The sequence below is a fragment of the Sphingobacterium sp. B29 genome, assembly GCF_001952815.1.
GTDB lineage: Bacteria > Bacteroidota > Bacteroidia > Sphingobacteriales > Sphingobacteriaceae > Sphingobacterium > Sphingobacterium siyangense.
In genome coordinates this window covers 5413182-5429018 of sequence record NZ_CP019158.1, presented here as the reverse complement: position 1 = coordinate 5429018, position 15837 = coordinate 5413182, and the positions used below count along the sequence as shown (strand labels likewise).

The window sequence follows — 15837 nt, the reverse complement described above, 5'->3', positions numbered from 1 at the left end:
TGAATCATGATTTTTGTTTTATTAAGTGTCATCTGCAGCGTAACCGTTGCTGTTTTATTAAAATTGGCAAAACAAAATGGAGTCGAAACCAAACAAGTTATCGTTTGGAATTACCCCATGGCGGTTGCACTGACCTATTTTGTATTGCAACCGGATCTAAAATCGCTCGTATGGGATGCTATGCCGGTTACCTTGTATACGAGTCTGGCGATACTACTTCCAGGGATGTTTGTTTTTATAGCTTTGTCCATTCGCTATAGTGGTTTGGTCAAGACAGAGATTGCACAACGTCTATCGTTGTTTATTCCCCTGCTTGCATCATTTTTCTTCTTTCATGAAAAAATGGAGGGACATAAGATGCTTGGAATAGGCCTTGGTTTATTAGCCATCCTATGTTCTATTGGCTGGCAAAAAAATCAGCATAATAGCTCGATGGCTGATAGTCGTTATAAAGCGCTTTATCCATTATTGGTATTTATCGGTATGGGTATAATTGATATCCTCTTCAAACAGGTCGCCTTGCATGTTAATATACCTTATATCAGTTCCATGTTTATTATCTTTGTGATGGCGATGTTTATTGCAATGGTGCTATTGCTGTATTTCCTTTTGGTGGAAAAGCAACGTTTTTCAAAGCAAGCTATGGGATATGGATTGGTTTTGGGTGTATTTAACTTTTGTAACATCCTATTTTATATGAAAGCGCATCGTGCCTTACCAGACAATCCATCAGTCGTGTTTACTGGGATGAATATTGGTGTGATCTCATTGGGCGCTCTAATTGGCGTCTTATTTTTTAAAGAAAGGTTATCGTTATTGAATTATTTAGGCATAGCGCTTTCTATTGTTTCAGTTTTAATCATAGCATATCTATGAGTTTATTTGAAGATACTTACCGGACTATTGATGCAAAATACGAGGGAATTTTTAGGGATAAGGGCAGTAAATTTATTGCTTATGCTTTTCCATTTAAATCCGAAGACCAATTAAAAGATCTGATCTTGGAAGTGAAAGCGATTCATCCGAAAGCGAGACACCATTGTTGGGCTTATCGTCTCACGCCAGATCGTGCTGTCTTTCGTGTGAATGATGATGGAGAGCCGTCAGGGACAGCAGGACGCCCAATTTTGAACGTCCTCCTGTCGATGGATGTCACCAATGTTATCGTGATTGTCGTTCGCTATTTCGGTGGTACATTATTGGGTGTCCCAGGCTTGATTAATGCCTACAAATCAGCAACGCAAGATGCTTTGACCCAATCAGAAATTATCGAGCGTACAGTGAATGACCATTATGGTATTACCTTCGATTACCTCCATATGAATGATATTATGCGGATCATAAAGGAAGAGGGCGTCGAAGTTGAAAAGCAGGAATTTGATAATCAGTGTTATTTGGAGTTTGAAGTCCGAAAAATGCAAGTCAATCGAGTTGTTGATCGGTTTTCCAAAATAGAAGGTTGTCAGTTAACTTATTTATATACGATATGATCAACGAATCGGAATTGATTTTAAACGCAGATGGTAGTATATACCATCTGAATTTGTTGCCGGAAGATCTGGCAAGTACAGTAATTACGGTCGGTGATCCAGACCGTGTAGCGAAAGTATCGAAACACTTTGATCGTATTGAACTCAAAAAAGGGAAACGTGAGTTTATTACGCATACCGGCTATCTGGGAAATAAACGGTTGACTGTAATCTCAACAGGTATAGGTACTGATAATATAGATATTGTGTTGAATGAACTGGATGCGCTGGCAAATATTGATTTTGACAATAGAACGGTAAAGTCGACGCTTAGCTCATTGGATATTGTTCGCATTGGAACCTCTGGAGCGGTACAACAAGATGTTGAGATGGGAACTATTTTGGCCTCTGCGTATGGAATAGGTCTTGATGCATTGATGAACTATTATCAGGGATCTTACGATGGCGAGGAGCAGGCGCTTCAGGTTGAGCTAGCCGAATATTTTTCCGCATTAAACTTAAAGCCCTACGTTGCAAAAGCTGGCGCAAGCCTTCTGGATCGAATAGCCTTTGATTTACCGAAGGGAGTCACCTTGACTGCGCCCGGATTTTATGCTCCGCAGGGAAGGACTGTCCGATCAACTAATACGATTCCCAATTTTATAAACTTGATCAGCTCCTTTCAATATAAAGATCAGCGTTTCACCAACCTGGAAATGGAAACAGCTGGTATTTATGCATTGGCTAACATGTTTGGACATCAGGCTTTATCCATCAATGCAATTTTGGCAAGTCGGGTAGATGGCCGGTTTTCTTCCGCACCTGAAGAAGTTGTGGATAAAGCTATACAGCTCGTTTTGGAGCGTATTTAACCGTTTGTCTGTGCAGGCAAGGGAGACTTTAGTTTTTCTCAATTGATGCAGTAAAAGAGTTGAGAAAAACTAAATAAGGCTACAAATAGAAAAGGAGTTGTTTTTAGACAACTCCTTTTCTATTTGAATCAAATTTAAGCATGATAAACAGTAAAATGGTGAAACTCCATAAGGATGAACCACCGTAACTGATAAAAGGCAGCGGAATCCCGATAACCGGAACAATACCTATTGTCATACCGATATTGATAAATAAGTGAAAAAAGAGGATGGACGCTACACCGTATGCATATATCCTGGCGAAGGCTGAACGCTGTCGTTCGGCGATATGAATAATGCGTAGCAGTAAGGTGAGATAGATAAGTAATAAGGTAACTGATCCAACAAATCCCCACTCTTCTCCAACGGTACAGAAAATAAAGTCCGTACTCTGCTCCGGCACAAAATTGTATTTCGTTTGGGTTCCCTGTAAGTAACCTTTGCCTAGAAGCTGCCCCGATCCAATTGCAATCTTCGACTGATTCAAATTATATCCTTTACCTTTAGGGTCTTCCATTTTGCCTAGGATAATGTCAATACGGTCACGTTGATGGGGTTGTAGCACATGTTCATAGACCAAGTCCACACAGAGAACAAATACAGCAGAGGCTGCAAAAAGTATACTTAGATTGATAATGTATTTTCTTCTCTTACGGTAATTCCACATGACAAGGCCAATGAGCAATGCTAAAATCAAGATAAGAATCCAAGGATTGACCAATAAAGAAAGAACAAAAAGTAAAATGCATAGCCCGCCAAATATAAGCAGTTCATTATTAACATAGCCCTCGCGGTAGAATACAAAAATCAACGAAAAGAAGGCAAGGGCAGATCCCGTATCGGGTTGTAACATAACCAAAAATACAGGAAATAAGACAATACCCGCACCCATGGCCAGTGTCTGCATGGTCGGCGCTTTGTTACTTTGAGAACTTAGAAAGTTAGCCAAGAGCAGACAGGTTGAAAGTTTTGCAAACTCGGAAGGCTGTAAGCGGAAAAAACCTAAGTCAATCCAGGCCTGGTTTCCGCCGACATTTCGCCCTACAACGAGCACGATGACAAGCAGGACAGCTGTTATACCATAAAATATCGGTGAGGCGGAACTGAAAAATTTCGCGTCTATGATCAGAATGGATACCCCTAGAATAATTGCGGAAACAAGATATAAAGACTGTTTTCCATAATTGGTTCCTAAGGTAAAGAAATTGGGTAGTTCAGGATTAAATACAGCCGCACGGATATTGAATAAGCCAATTAAGCATAGCGCAAGCCAAAGAGTGATGGTTAGCCAGTCTATCTTTCCAAAGAAACTAGTTTTTTGATTATTCATATCTTCTCTTTATCTCGCTATGGTGAACAATTGTTTCCTTTGGTTTTGTTAAGGCTGCCAGCTGCGTTTTGATTTTAACGTATCCGTTTTTGATTTTACGGAATCAGTCTTTTTTACATCTTTAATCTTTGGATCGACAACCTTTTTTGGTGCAGGAAGAAAATTCGCTTTATAAATGCGGTCCTGAATATATTTTGGTGCAGTTATCGTGTCTTTGAGGTATTTCTCAACCATCATACTTGCGATAGGTCCTGCCCAGGTTCCACCGTAACCTGCATTTTCAACAAAGACAGCAATGGCAATTTTAGGGTTTTCTCGAGGCGCAAAAGCAAAGAAAACGGCATGGTTTTCTCCGTGTGGGTTTTGTGCTGTACCCGTTTTTCCGCACATTTCGATGCCTGGGATACGATTGGCCCATGCGGTACCTTCGGGTGTATTGACAGCATCACTCATCCCTTGGATAACAACAGGATAATACCGCTCATCCACGCCGGCACTGACTTTTTCGGTAAATTCCTTCTTGGCAATCTTCTGTGCGCCAATACCTTTAATCAGATGGGGTCTATAATAAAAACCTTTGTTGGCAACGATAGCCATAATATTGGCCATTTGCAAGGGCGTTATACCCATTTCCCCTTGTCCAATAGATAAGGAGATATTGAAACTTGAACGCCATTTATCGTTACCATAGCGTTTGGTATAAAAATCTGACGTAGGTAGTAAACCTGGTTTTTCACCCGGCAGATCAATTCCAAGTTTATGGCCAATTCCAAACTGTGTTACTGCATTGCGCCATAGATCGTAGGCCTTAGGTCCCGAAAGCCCACGTCCGTCGATCATCTTAGCATAGGTAAATCCATAGTAGGTATTACATGATACAGCTACAGATCGCTGTAATGTAGTTGATCCATGATAGTGCGTACAGCCCATCCAGCCGCGTCCACCACCATAGCTATATCCATGCGGGCAGAAAAATACCGTATTGCGATCAATAACACCAGCCTGCTGCGCAGTCAGTGCTGAAACAACCTTAAATACAGAGCCTGGGGGGTAAGAGGCTTGAATAGGACGGTTAAAAAGCGGTTTGGTGTCGTCTTTCAATAATTTCATATAATTATTGCCAGACTGTCTGCCGACCATCATGTTTGGATTGTAACTCGGGCTACTTACATACGCCAATATTTCACCTGTTGCAGGTTCAATAGCGACAATGGACCCCAATTTATTTTTCATGAGGTTTTCCCCTAGAATCTGGAGGTCCTTATCCAAAGAGGAAACCAGTCCTTCCCCTGCGACAGCAAGTGTATCGTATTTCCCCTCCATAAATACCCCTTTCGGGCGGTTCAGCGCATCAACCATTAAGTTGTTGACACCACGTTTTCCGCGAATAAGGTCTTCATAAGAACGTTCTACACCACTGCGACCAATATAGTCACCACTACGATAAAACCCGTTGGAGCGTTCGATATCTTTATCATTTACCTCACTTACATAACCCAAAAATTGAGCCGCAATGCTATCGGGATAACTTCTGATTGTTCTTTTTTGGACATAGAAACCACGAAATTGATATTGGTATTCCTGATATTGGGCCCATGTCCGTACAGAAAGCTGTTTTTCAAAAATGGATGCACGGTAAGGCGAGTGTACTCTTGCCTTTTCCATCCGTTTAATAAAGCCTTCCTTGTCAATGTCTATCAATTTGCAAAACAAAGCGGTGTCGATTTCTTTCACCTCACGTGGAGTAACCATAAGGTCATATACCGGTTCGTTTTGAACTAATACCTTTCCCTTTCGGTCCAATATAACCCCTCTGGCCGGGTACACAATGACCTTGCGCATGACATTGCTGTTTGCGGAATGTATATAGGAATCGTCTATGATCTGTAAATAGAATAAGCGGGCCACCAAGGTCAATGTGATAGCAATAAAGATTCCCGAAACGACGTACTTACGCGCAAAAAAACTGTTCATAGAAATGAATTTCTATCCATCGATCTACTACAACCGATCTTTCTTTTTGTAGAATAATATGCTAAATAATAGCATGATAATTACTGTAAATATACAACTTAAAACTATACTCAATAAGGTGTATTGGATGTGCTGGAAGGAAAAAGATTCCAAGAGATACAAAAATGTATGATGGATCAATGTTCCGAAAAAGATGTAGGAAAAGAACCAGCGAATATTCATAAACCCCAACATCGGGGTAAAAAAAGATTCACGTTCTTCAACTTCGAGCGTAATTTTCATGAAGAAAATACGGAAGGCGGCCAATGCAACACAGGCTGCGGTATTGACACCAAGGGTATCATAAAATGAATCTACGGTAAGTCCCGTAAGAAATGCGATCAAATACACCAGGAAATTAGGTGTTCCTGTCGGAAGTAAAAAAATAAATAAGATATAAGGAAATGCAGCGACCAGATTGTAATAACCGATATTTTGAAATAGGAAAACTTGCATGCCTATCAAAACGATAAATCGAATAATATTAAATATTAAAATCCTAGCCATTGTCCTTTGTCGATTCTTCTAGTGTCTTTAATTCTTTATTTAACAGGTCTTTTACAACGTAGACATGTTGCAAATTGGAGAAATTGGTGCTCAACAATAATCTAAGATCCAAAAAAGCATCTCCTGAAGAAATACCTGTCTGAATGACCGTTCCGACAAAAATTCCTTTTGGAAAATGTCCTGAATATCCGGAGGTATACACTTTATCTCCTTTGTTGACTTTGATGTGGTTTGGAATTTCCTTGACCATTGCCGCGCGGTAATCCATGCTATTGCCCCATACCAACGAGCCAAAGACCTCGGTGTGGCCCAGTGTAACGGATATACGCGTATCTGGATGCAATAGGGATTGAACGGTAGAGAAGTTAGGGGAAACATTCAATACAATACCAACTACCCCGTTGGGAGCGATAACACCCATACCTCGCTCTATACCATCTTTACTGCCTTTATCGAGTGTAATCGTATTTGCCTTTTGGTGAATGCTATTGTTGATGACATTCGCAATAATAAATTCGTAACGCCCAAACTCACTGCTATCGATTGCTGGGACAGGACCAATCTTGATGCTGTCAGTTGATCGATAGGCTTGTAAGTCCTTTCTTAATTGTGCATTTTCCTTTGCAAGTGCATCATTAGTCTCCCCGAGGTGCAGATAGCTTTTCCAGGAATTGACCTTTGCATACAGGCCTCCGATGATACTATTTGAAGAATTTAAAACAGAATTACGTTGGAAAGAATTGTTGGTGATCACCAAAAATAACGAGAATCCAAAAAATAGGATAAACCAGAAGAATGCATTATATCGTCTCAGGAATAACCAAAGGTTTCTCATTTTTTAATGTGGGTATTTAATAAGCAAGCGATATAATAGTTTTGCATATTATATCGCTCTTTAATAAAATATTGTTATTAATTATCGAACGTTATGATTGCATCAAGAATTTAAATCGTCCAATATTTTTAAGTGCAATACCAGTCCCTCTTACGACAGCACGTAACGGATCTTCGGCAATATGTACTGGAAGTTTAGTTTTCGCTTGTATACGACGGTCCAAACCGCGCAATAACGCACCACCACCCGTAAGATAAATACCTGTTTGATAAATATCCGCTGATAATTCTGGTGGGGTAATTTCAAGTGCTTTTAAGATCGCCTCTTCAATTTTTGATATGGACTTATCTAGACAATGCGCTATTTCGGTGTAAGAAACAGTAATTTGCTTAGGAACACCTGTCATCAAATCACGGCCTTGAACAGCGAAATCCGCCGGTGGTTCCTGCAACTCTGGTAGAGCAGCTCCCACTTCAATTTTGATTTTTTCAGCCGTACGTTCACCGATCATGATGTTATGTTGTCTTCTGATGTATTGAACGATGTCAGAGTCGAAGTTATCACCAGCAACACGAATGGACTGGTCACATACAATACCCGATAAAGCGATGACAGCAATTTCAGTGGTACCACCACCGATATCGATAATCATATTACCCATTGGTTCTTCCACGTCAATTCCGATTCCTACAGCAGCAGCCATGGGTTCGTGAATTAAATAGACTTCTTTGGCACCCGCAATTTCTGCTGAATCGCGGACAGCTCTTTTCTCTACTTCCGTAATACCGGAAGGAATACAAACAACCATACGTAGGGAAGGAAAAAACCAGCTCTTACCATTGTTTACCAATTTTACCATACCTCTGATCAGGTGCTCAGCTGCCGTAAAATCAGCGATTACTCCATCACGTAAAGGACGTACTGTCTTTATATTGTCGTGTGTTTTACCCTCCATTTGCATGGCCTGGCGACCAATGGCGATCACTTTGTTTGTGGTGCGGTCAAATGCAACAATAGAAGGTTCATCCACTACTACTTTGTCATTATGAATTATTAGGGTATTTGCAGTACCCAAGTCAATCGCAACTTCTTGCGTAAACCAATTAAATAAGCCCATCTGCTAATCCTTAAGCTATTTTAAAATAATATGCAAACCTACACAAAAAAAAATTAATCTTTTTGAGGTTATACATCAAAAAAAACTACATTCTGAAAGTAAATTCTATCTGGAAAAAACTGTCTTTAAATTTAACGAATATAATCTGTAATTCTTGCGTCCTAGGTGAAGTTATTTTTAATTGGATGCGGTGTTAAAAAAGAATTAAGCCGGTGTTTTTGAAATCATTGACCGCGAGAAGAAAGAATCCAATCGGGAAAAGGTGGTTTTGACAACTATCTGAAGAGGGCTATTGTTTCGAAGTGTTTCTACAGTCTGTTATTACATGTTTTTAGCGAGTGGATTAAACAGGTAAAATAAGTGTAAAAAAAAAAACAGCGCCATTATCGTTTGGGATAATGGCGCTGTCGGGGTATTGAAATAGTTTATCTAAACTCCAATTGAAAGTTATTGGGCTGTTTCAGCCTGTTGTTCTTCCGGAGTCGGCTCATCATACTTGTGGAAGATCAAACGCACACCACTGTTTTTGGTGAAAAATTTGATCGACCAGTTTACGAATGTGATCAATTTATTTCTGAATCCATAGATGGACATCAAGTGGACAAACATCCAGGTCATCCAGCCAAAGAATCCATTGAAATGGATTTTTCCCATGTCAACGACAGCTTTATTACGACCTACCGTAGCCATGGACCCTTTGTCGAAATAGTTGAATTTCTCAGTTGGTTGATTAGACATTGTTTGAAGAATGTGTTTGGCAACATAAGCTCCCTGTTGCTGAGCCACCGGTGCAACACCTGGTAGGCCGCGAGGAAGGTCATCTGTGATAAATGCCGAAACATCACCAATGGCATAAACACCTGGCATATCGATAACACGACATTGATCATCTGTCTGTATACGGTTACCACGTTGGATAATCTCCTTTTTGAAACCATTCGGATACTGCCCAGCTACACCTGCTCCCCAGATAACAGTTTTTGTTTCGATACTTCTGCCATCGGCGAAAGTAATTGAATTGCCATCATATCCAGTTACCTGAACATTCAATAATACTTCTACACCCAAATCTTTGAGGTACTTTTCTGAATCTTTAGAAGATTTTTCAGATAAGTTGGCCAATACTTTTGGAAGTCCTTCAACCAGGTAAACCGACATCTCAGATTTTTTCAATTCTGGATAATCTTTCTCAAGAACATTGTTTTTGATCTCTGCGATTGCCCCCGAAAGTTCTACACCTGTTGGACCACCCCCAACAATAACAAAGTTCAAATTAGCTTTACGATCAGCAGGGTTTTCTATTCGTACTGCTTCTTCGAGGTTCTGTAAAACATAGCTTCGAATATTTAATGCTTCTTGTATATTTTTCATCGGCAAAGCATATTTCGTGATTTGCTGATTTCCGAAGAAGTTCGTGGTAGCACCTGTCGCAACAATTAAATAATCGTAGTCAAAATCACCAACATCTGTTCTTACAATCTTAGCCTCATTGTCTACGCTTTTTACGTCAGCAAGTCTAAAATGAAAGTTGTCTTGGCCTTTGAACATTTTGCGAACAGGGAAGGAGATGGAGTCCGCTGAAAGAGTACCCGTGGCAACTTGGTACATCAATGGTTGAAAAGTATGAAAGTTATTTCTGTCCAGCAACAGAACTTCAACTTCCTTATTTTTAAGCTTTTTAGCAACTTCAATTCCTCCAAATCCAGCACCAATAATGATTACTCTTGGGAATTTTCTATTTGAACTATTGCTTGGCATATTTTTAATAGTTTGTTGTAAAAATTCGGTACAATCGAATTAAGCTGCAAATATCTTAAATTTTGGCTCAAAAAGCTAAAAAATATTTATTTATTATGCTGATATGTTGTGAATTTTATTGTAAAGAGGCTAATTCTTTCAATAATATGTTTTGTAGTTGTTTGATTTTTAGCTCTTTATAGTGTACATTGTACCCTTTGAAAAAAAAAAGATGTATAGTGTCATCATTGTGTATAAAATACACAATGATGACACTATTGTAGCGCGCCTTTGATCTTGATTTTCATGCCGTTATTGGTATTCTGTAAATGCAGCTGACAGGCAAGTCGACTTTGATCATCGGCATCCGGAAGTGTGTCCAGCATGTCGAGCTCCTGATCACTCGCTTCGGGAAGTGTATGCAGGCCTTCGACAACTTCGACATGGCAGGTAGCGCACAGCGCCATACCACCACAAGTGGCCAATATTTCATATTCGGATGCCTTTAAAATCTCCATGAGTGAAAGATTGATATCGGTAGGAACTTCCAGGATATTTTCGGTCCCATCCCGATCAATAACAGTGACTTGAATTAAATTATCGTCCATGGCTAGAAAGTATTTATACCGTTTACAGTGGTGTATTTGAATGTCAATTTTTGATCGGGATAGACAAATTTAAAGGCACTTTGACACATCAGGGCAGCCTCATGGTATCCACAGAGAATGAGTTTCAGTTTGCCTGGATAGGTGTTGATGTCTCCTATAGCATAGATCCGTTCGATATTGGTTGAGTAATCAAGCGTATTGACCTCTATCGCATTTTTATCGATATTTAATCCCCAATCTGCGATTGGACCAAGCTTCGGCGTAAGACCGTATAAAGGAATAAAATAGTCTGCATCTGTTGCTGTGACTTCTTTTTCTTTATTTGTTGTTTCAACATGAGATAAGTAGTCATTGCCATGAATATTGGTCAGATTGTGGGACAATAATAAGTTGATCTTACCTTGTTGGGCCAATTTGAAAACCTTTTCAGCCGAGTCCGGAGCGCCTCTGAAGGAGTCACTTCGGTGGATTAAAGTGACCTGTTGCGCAATATCTGCGAGATGGAAGGTCCAATCGAGCGCGGAATCACCGCCACCGGCAATGACGATTTTTTTATCCCGGTACTTGGCTGGGTCTTTTACCATATAATCTACGCCTTTTCCTTCAAAGAGATGAAGATTCGGAATTTCGGGCTTGCGTGGTTCAAAGCAACCTAAGCCCCCAGCGATGACAATGACCTGTGTATGAACCATCGTATGATCATTGGTTTCTACAATAAAAGAACCGTCGTCCTGTTTTGTTATATGTTCCACACGCTCGCCTAAGGTGAATGTGGGGTCAAAGGGTTTAATCTGTTCAAGCTGTTTATCGATCAACTCCTGCGCAGTGATACTTGGATAACCAGGAATGTCGTAGATAGGCTTATGGGGGTAAATCTCCGAAAGTTGACCGCCCACTTGGGGTAACACATCAATCAAATGGCAGCGCATTTTTAAAAGCCCAGCTTCAAAAACTGCGAATAGGCCAACAGGTCCTGCTCCGATGATACAGATATCCGTATTTATCATAGCTATTCTATATTTAAATTGTTATATATTGTATTCAAAATTCTTGTGAAAGCTTCGAAATCTTCGTCCGCTAGATTTTCCCAGGCCTTCATACGAATCTCCGTAACAATTGGCGTAAGCGATGCTACTTTCAATTTTCCTTCTTCTGTCAAATGGAGGTATAGACTCCGACGGTCTGTTTCGTCAGTGATCCGCTCAGCCAGATTCTTTTTAAGAAGGATATCTACGATCCGTGTCAGTGTGGGCTGGTCTTTTCCGCAGCGCTTGGCCAGTTCTTTTTGTGAAAGTTGATCTGTTTCGTATAAAGCCTTTAAAACGGTCCATTGGTCTACAGTAATATCAAATCCTTTCTCGGCAAAAGAAGATTGGGCGAACTGTTTTACTTTCTTGGCTGTTTGGTCCAAGATGAAGGAGTAGCGGTCAAATTTTTCGTTTAGCATACAAATATTTAGTACAACAAATATATTTAAAATATTTAGTGTGACAAGTAATTTGAATGCAATAAAAAAGGGCGTTCATTCGAACGCCCTTTTTTATTTTATCAATATCAGCTATTATGGTCTTACGACTTCAGCTTTTTTAGCAGTATTACCTTCTGCTAAATGCTTTCCTTTACGTAAGTCATATACTGAAGGTGCAGCTAAGATAATAGATGAATATGTACCTACGATAACACCGATTAAGATCGCGAATGAGAATCCACGGATAACTTCACCACCAAAGATAAACAATACAGCGAGAACAAACACGATTGTCAATGATGTGATAATTGTTCTACTTAATGTCGAGTTGATCGCATGGTTTACGACATCGCCAAGATCTTCATTATGTGCATTTGGTTTCGATACGAACTCACGTAAACGGTCAAATACAACCACTGTATCATTCACCGAGTAAGCAATTACAGTTAATATCGCTGCTACAAAGTGTTGGTCGATATCAAGTGAGAATGGAACGATACCATCCAAGATAGAGAATAATCCCAATAAAATGATCGCATCGTGAATTGTTGCAATAGCTGCTCCAACTGAATATTCCCATTTATGGAAACGGATCAAGATGTAAGCTGCAACAATGATGATAGAGAAAATTGCTGAGCTGGTTGCTCTAGATTTGATATCGGTAGCGATACTTGGTCCAACTTTTTGAGACGAAAGAATCTCATGTTTATTAGAAGCATCTACTTTCGATAGACCTTGGTTTAATTTGTCCAATACTTCTTTATCAGCAGTGTCCGAAGTTTCTTCAATATGGTAAGTTGTTGTAATACGCAATTGATTGGCTGCACCGAATACTTTTACCTCTGTTGTTTTCTTGAAGATATCGTCCAAGTTTGTACGTACAGCTTCTAAGTCCACAGGTTTATCATAGCGAACAGTATAAGTACGTCCACCTTGGAAATCCACGCCTAAACTGAATCCTTTTGTGAAAATTGATGCAGCAGAAATTAACACAGCAACGATTGAAATCGCGTAAAAGATTTTACGTTTCTGCACGAATTTGAAGTTTGCGTTATGCAAAGTGTTTGCAGACCAAGGGAAAGAGACTTTGATTTTGAAATCTTTCGCTAACATCCATTCAAAGATAACACGTGTAACTAAGATCGCAGTAAACAATGAAGTAATAATACCCACCATTAACGTTGTTGCGAAACCTAAGATCGGACCACTACCAAATAAAAATAGGATAATACCAATTAAGAAGGTTGTGATCTGCGAATCCAGGATGGAAGGTAAAGCATGTTTGTAACCATCGGCAACAGCCTGACGGATCGATTTTCCTAAGCCCAGTTCTTCACGGATACGTTCATAAATCAAAACGTTTGCATCGACAGCAGTACCCATTGTCAATACGATACCGGCAATACCAGGTAGGGTCAGTACAGCATTTAAGGATGCCAATACCCCCATAATGATAAATACGTTTAACAATACCGCGATGTTTGCTACGATACCCGCCGTATTGTAGTAAGCGATCATAAAGATCATTACCACGATAATACCGATAACAGCAGAATTTACACCGGCATCGATGGCAGCCTGACCCAAAGTAGGACCCACAACAGCTTCTTCAACGATTTTAGCCGTTGTAGGAAGACGACCTGCCTTCAATACGTTCGCCAAATCTTTGGTATCTTCTACCGTAAAGGATCCAGAGATTGATGAGCTACCATTTGGAATTTCACCGTTTACAGAAGGAGCAGAATAAACTACATTATCAAGAACGATAGCAATCGCATCTCTGTTTTGAGCTGCTTTTGCTGTAATTTTCTTCCATTGATGAGCACCTTCACTGTTCATTTGCATACCAACCACAGGTTGATTTTTCTCATCAAAGTTTGCTGTTGCGTCAGTGATCACATCACCCGTCAATACAGCACCATTGTCCTGTCCAGACCCTTTAATGGCGTATAATGATAGTTGCTCAGGTGTTTTTTGCTCTGGTTTAACAGACCATAAAAGCTTTAAGTTTCCAGGAAGTATTGATTTCACCTCAGGACGTTGCAAGTAAGCATTTACTTTTGCCGTATCTTTTAATGAAGCAATACCGACCATTGAACCTGGCATAAGTGCCATTTGTTGGTTTTCGCCCATGTAAACAGCTGGACGTAATACTTCAAATAATGGATTTTTCTGACCTAGATTTACAGCAGCACTGTCTTTCTTAGCATCTTTTTTACCACCGGTTAGATTAGACAATAAATCATCTGATTTTTTGCTTGTATCTGCGGCAGTATTTGTTGTAGCAGCTGGAGCAGCTTTTAACGTTGATGCTAAAGTTTTGTCGATATTTTCCAGTATTGGATAAACTTCCTGGTTTGTATATGTTTCGTAGAATTCCAATTTAGCCGAACCTTGTAATAGGTTACGAACACGGCTTTCATCTTTCACACCAGGTAATTCGATCAAAATACGGTTTGTACCTTGTTGAATTTGAATGTTTGGAGACGCAACGCCAAATTTATCGATACGTGTACGAAGTACTTTGTATGAGTTTTGGATGGCATTGTCTGCTTCTTTTTGAAGGAATGATTCAACTTTGGAGTCTGAATCACCAGGTTTAATTAGAGCAGCGTTATCTTTTGTTGAAAAGAATGTCGAAAGTGGAGTTGTAGCACCGATGGATTTGTACTCTTCCATAAATAAAGCAACGACTGTTTTTGCACTCGTTTTGCTTTTTGCTACTGCTTGCTCCAACGCTTTGTTGAATTTCTCATCTTTTGGATTGTTCGCCAAATTGCGGATCAATTCGTCCAATGAGATTTCCATGGTCACGTTCATACCACCTTTCAAATCCAATCCCAAAGCGAGTTCATTTGCTTTGGCTTCCCGATAGGTGTATTTTGCAAAACCTAAATTGTACACTACTTCACCGGCCATTGAGTCGAGGTAGCTTTTCTCTTTCGCCAAGTCTCCTTTGGCAAAATTCTCAGCATCTCGCTCCACATTGCGGGTCACCCAAGTAAATGATAGGGAGTATAGACACGCTAATGACACCACTATCACTAAAAGTTTAATCAGCCCTTTACCTTGCATCGTCTGTTATAATTGTATTAATTTTAATGTTAAATACTGTTTATGTAATTGATAATTAGTTCTCGTTTAATCACATTTTACCAAGAATGGCAAAGGTATAAAATTTTTGTAGAATGAAAAGTTTTATTTACGCCAATCAGGTCAACGGCATAAAAATAGGAGAATTGAAGAAAAAAAGAAATATTTATTGATTTTATTTATAAAAAAAGGCCCTGCTCAACATAGAGAAGGACCTTTTATACTGTTTAGTTGTCTTATATTATTTCAATGTGTATTTGATACCAAACGAGAATGTTGAAGCATCAAAATCACTGTTGTGGTTCAATCTCCAGTCAGGTTTCCAGTCTGCGTGGAATGCAATCGGAGCAACTGGAATTTTAAATTCCAAACCTAATTGCGGGCGTAATGCAACGTTTGTAATGTTATCACCTACGTCAATAAAAGTCAATTGTGCACCAACACCTGCATACCATCCCAAACCATTAACACCTTGGAAAGGTCTTGCATATTGGTAATCCGCACCAACAGCAACAACATGGTCATCAAACATCACTTGTGCTTGCCCCATGTTGGCACCACCAAAAGATTGCTTATATTGAACACCCCATAAGTCAGTTGTTGTACCATCGAATACAACACCTATCGCTGATCTAAATGGAGACTGAGCTTTCGCTTCCTGTGCGCCAAATGCTAATGCTGCGACGGCAGCTAATGAGAGTAATGTCTTTTTCATAATTATCTTATCTTTATATTTTCATTAATTAAAA

14 protein-coding genes are annotated in these 15837 nt (G+C 39.7%); 3 read left to right on the top strand and 11 right to left on the bottom strand.

The window, feature by feature from the left end; genetic code table 11:
- Positions 1 to 6: 6 nt before the first annotated feature.
- The 3 genes from BV902_RS23290 to BV902_RS23280 are packed head-to-tail and all read left to right on the top strand — an operon-like array spanning position 7 to position 2341.
- Complete coding sequence (locus tag BV902_RS23290) at positions 7 to 876, top strand: EamA family transporter (RefSeq protein WP_075993985.1); 870 nt, start codon at positions 7 to 9, stop codon at positions 874 to 876.
- Positions 873 to 1490, top strand: coding sequence for an IMPACT family protein (locus tag BV902_RS23285; RefSeq protein WP_075993984.1), 618 nt, complete (start codon positions 873 to 875; stop codon positions 1488 to 1490). Before BV902_RS23290 ends, BV902_RS23285 begins: the two co-directional genes overlap by 4 nt.
- Positions 1487 to 2341, top strand: coding sequence for a nucleoside phosphorylase (locus BV902_RS23280; protein ID WP_075993983.1), 855 nt, complete (start codon positions 1487 to 1489; stop codon positions 2339 to 2341). Before BV902_RS23285 ends, BV902_RS23280 begins: the two co-directional genes overlap by 4 nt.
- 103 nt (positions 2342 to 2444) lie before the next feature.
- Here BV902_RS23280 and rodA read toward each other — a convergent pair whose 3' ends face one another.
- The 11 genes from rodA to BV902_RS23225 form a co-directional block, all read right to left on the bottom strand.
- A complete protein-coding gene (gene rodA / locus BV902_RS23275; protein WP_075993982.1) occupies positions 2445 to 3710 on the bottom strand; it encodes a rod shape-determining protein RodA in 1266 nt (421 codons plus the stop codon).
- Positions 3711 to 3758: 48 nt separating this feature from the next.
- Entirely contained in the window at positions 3759 to 5684 is a 1926-nt protein-coding gene (gene mrdA / locus BV902_RS23270; protein ID WP_157626205.1) for a penicillin-binding protein 2, read from the bottom strand.
- 27 nt (positions 5685 to 5711) lie between these two features.
- Positions 5712 to 6230, bottom strand: coding sequence for a hypothetical protein (locus tag BV902_RS23265; protein WP_046671817.1), 519 nt, complete (start codon positions 6228 to 6230; stop codon positions 5712 to 5714).
- Positions 6223 to 7065, bottom strand: a complete 843-nt coding sequence (gene mreC, locus BV902_RS23260) for a rod shape-determining protein MreC (protein ID WP_075993981.1) — start codon at positions 7063 to 7065, stop codon at positions 6223 to 6225. Before mreC ends, BV902_RS23265 begins: the two co-directional genes overlap by 8 nt.
- A gap of 91 nt (positions 7066 to 7156) precedes the next feature.
- Positions 7157 to 8182 (bottom strand): rod shape-determining protein, encoded by a 1026-nt coding sequence (locus BV902_RS23255; RefSeq protein ID WP_046671815.1) that lies wholly within the window; start codon positions 8180 to 8182, stop codon positions 7157 to 7159.
- 447 nt (positions 8183 to 8629) lie between these two features.
- A complete protein-coding gene (locus tag BV902_RS23250) occupies positions 8630 to 9940 on the bottom strand; it encodes an NAD(P)/FAD-dependent oxidoreductase (protein WP_075993980.1) in 1311 nt (436 codons plus the stop codon).
- A 254-nt stretch (positions 9941 to 10194) separates the two neighbouring features.
- On the bottom strand, positions 10195 to 10527 hold the full coding sequence (locus BV902_RS23245) for a 2Fe-2S iron-sulfur cluster-binding protein (protein WP_075993979.1): 333 nt from the start codon (positions 10525 to 10527) through the stop codon (positions 10195 to 10197).
- 2 nt (positions 10528 to 10529) lie between these two features.
- Positions 10530 to 11534 (bottom strand): NAD(P)/FAD-dependent oxidoreductase, encoded by a 1005-nt coding sequence (locus BV902_RS23240; protein WP_075993978.1) that lies wholly within the window; start codon positions 11532 to 11534, stop codon positions 10530 to 10532.
- Positions 11535 to 11536: 2 nt separating this feature from the next.
- Complete coding sequence (locus tag BV902_RS23235; protein WP_075993977.1) at positions 11537 to 11974, bottom strand: MarR family winged helix-turn-helix transcriptional regulator; 438 nt, start codon at positions 11972 to 11974, stop codon at positions 11537 to 11539.
- Between the two features lie 114 nt (positions 11975 to 12088).
- Positions 12089 to 15070 (bottom strand): protein translocase subunit SecDF, encoded by a 2982-nt coding sequence (gene secDF, locus BV902_RS23230; RefSeq protein ID WP_075993976.1) that lies wholly within the window; start codon positions 15068 to 15070, stop codon positions 12089 to 12091.
- 259 nt (positions 15071 to 15329) lie between these two features.
- Positions 15330 to 15803: a hypothetical protein gene (locus tag BV902_RS23225; protein ID WP_070565992.1), complete on the bottom strand. Its 474-nt coding sequence runs from the start codon at positions 15801 to 15803 to the stop codon at positions 15330 to 15332.
- Between the last annotated feature and the right edge of the window lie 34 nt (positions 15804 to 15837).

Coding starts and splice junctions, on each gene's coding strand:
- BV902_RS23290 (WP_075993985.1), top strand. CDS start 7: ATGATTTTTGTTTTATTAAGTGTCATCTGCAGCGTAACCGTTGCTGTT.
- BV902_RS23285 (WP_075993984.1), top strand. CDS start 873: ATGAGTTTATTTGAAGATACTTACCGGACTATTGATGCAAAATACGAG.
- BV902_RS23280 (WP_075993983.1), top strand. CDS start 1,487: ATGATCAACGAATCGGAATTGATTTTAAACGCAGATGGTAGTATATAC.
- rodA (WP_075993982.1), bottom strand. CDS start 3,710: ATGAATAATCAAAAAACTAGTTTCTTTGGAAAGATAGACTGGCTAACC.
- mrdA (WP_157626205.1), bottom strand. CDS start 5,684: ATGAACAGTTTTTTTGCGCGTAAGTACGTCGTTTCGGGAATCTTTATT.
- BV902_RS23265 (WP_046671817.1), bottom strand. CDS start 6,230: ATGGCTAGGATTTTAATATTTAATATTATTCGATTTATCGTTTTGATA.
- mreC (WP_075993981.1), bottom strand. CDS start 7,065: ATGAGAAACCTTTGGTTATTCCTGAGACGATATAATGCATTCTTCTGG.
- BV902_RS23255 (WP_046671815.1), bottom strand. CDS start 8,182: ATGGGCTTATTTAATTGGTTTACGCAAGAAGTTGCGATTGACTTGGGT.
- BV902_RS23250 (WP_075993980.1), bottom strand. CDS start 9,940: ATGCCAAGCAATAGTTCAAATAGAAAATTCCCAAGAGTAATCATTATT.
- BV902_RS23245 (WP_075993979.1), bottom strand. CDS start 10,527: ATGGACGATAATTTAATTCAAGTCACTGTTATTGATCGGGATGGGACC.
- BV902_RS23240 (WP_075993978.1), bottom strand. CDS start 11,534: ATGATAAATACGGATATCTGTATCATCGGAGCAGGACCTGTTGGCCTA.
- BV902_RS23235 (WP_075993977.1), bottom strand. CDS start 11,974: ATGCTAAACGAAAAATTTGACCGCTACTCCTTCATCTTGGACCAAACA.
- secDF (WP_075993976.1), bottom strand. CDS start 15,070: ATGCAAGGTAAAGGGCTGATTAAACTTTTAGTGATAGTGGTGTCATTA.
- BV902_RS23225 (WP_070565992.1), bottom strand. CDS start 15,803: ATGAAAAAGACATTACTCTCATTAGCTGCCGTCGCAGCATTAGCATTT.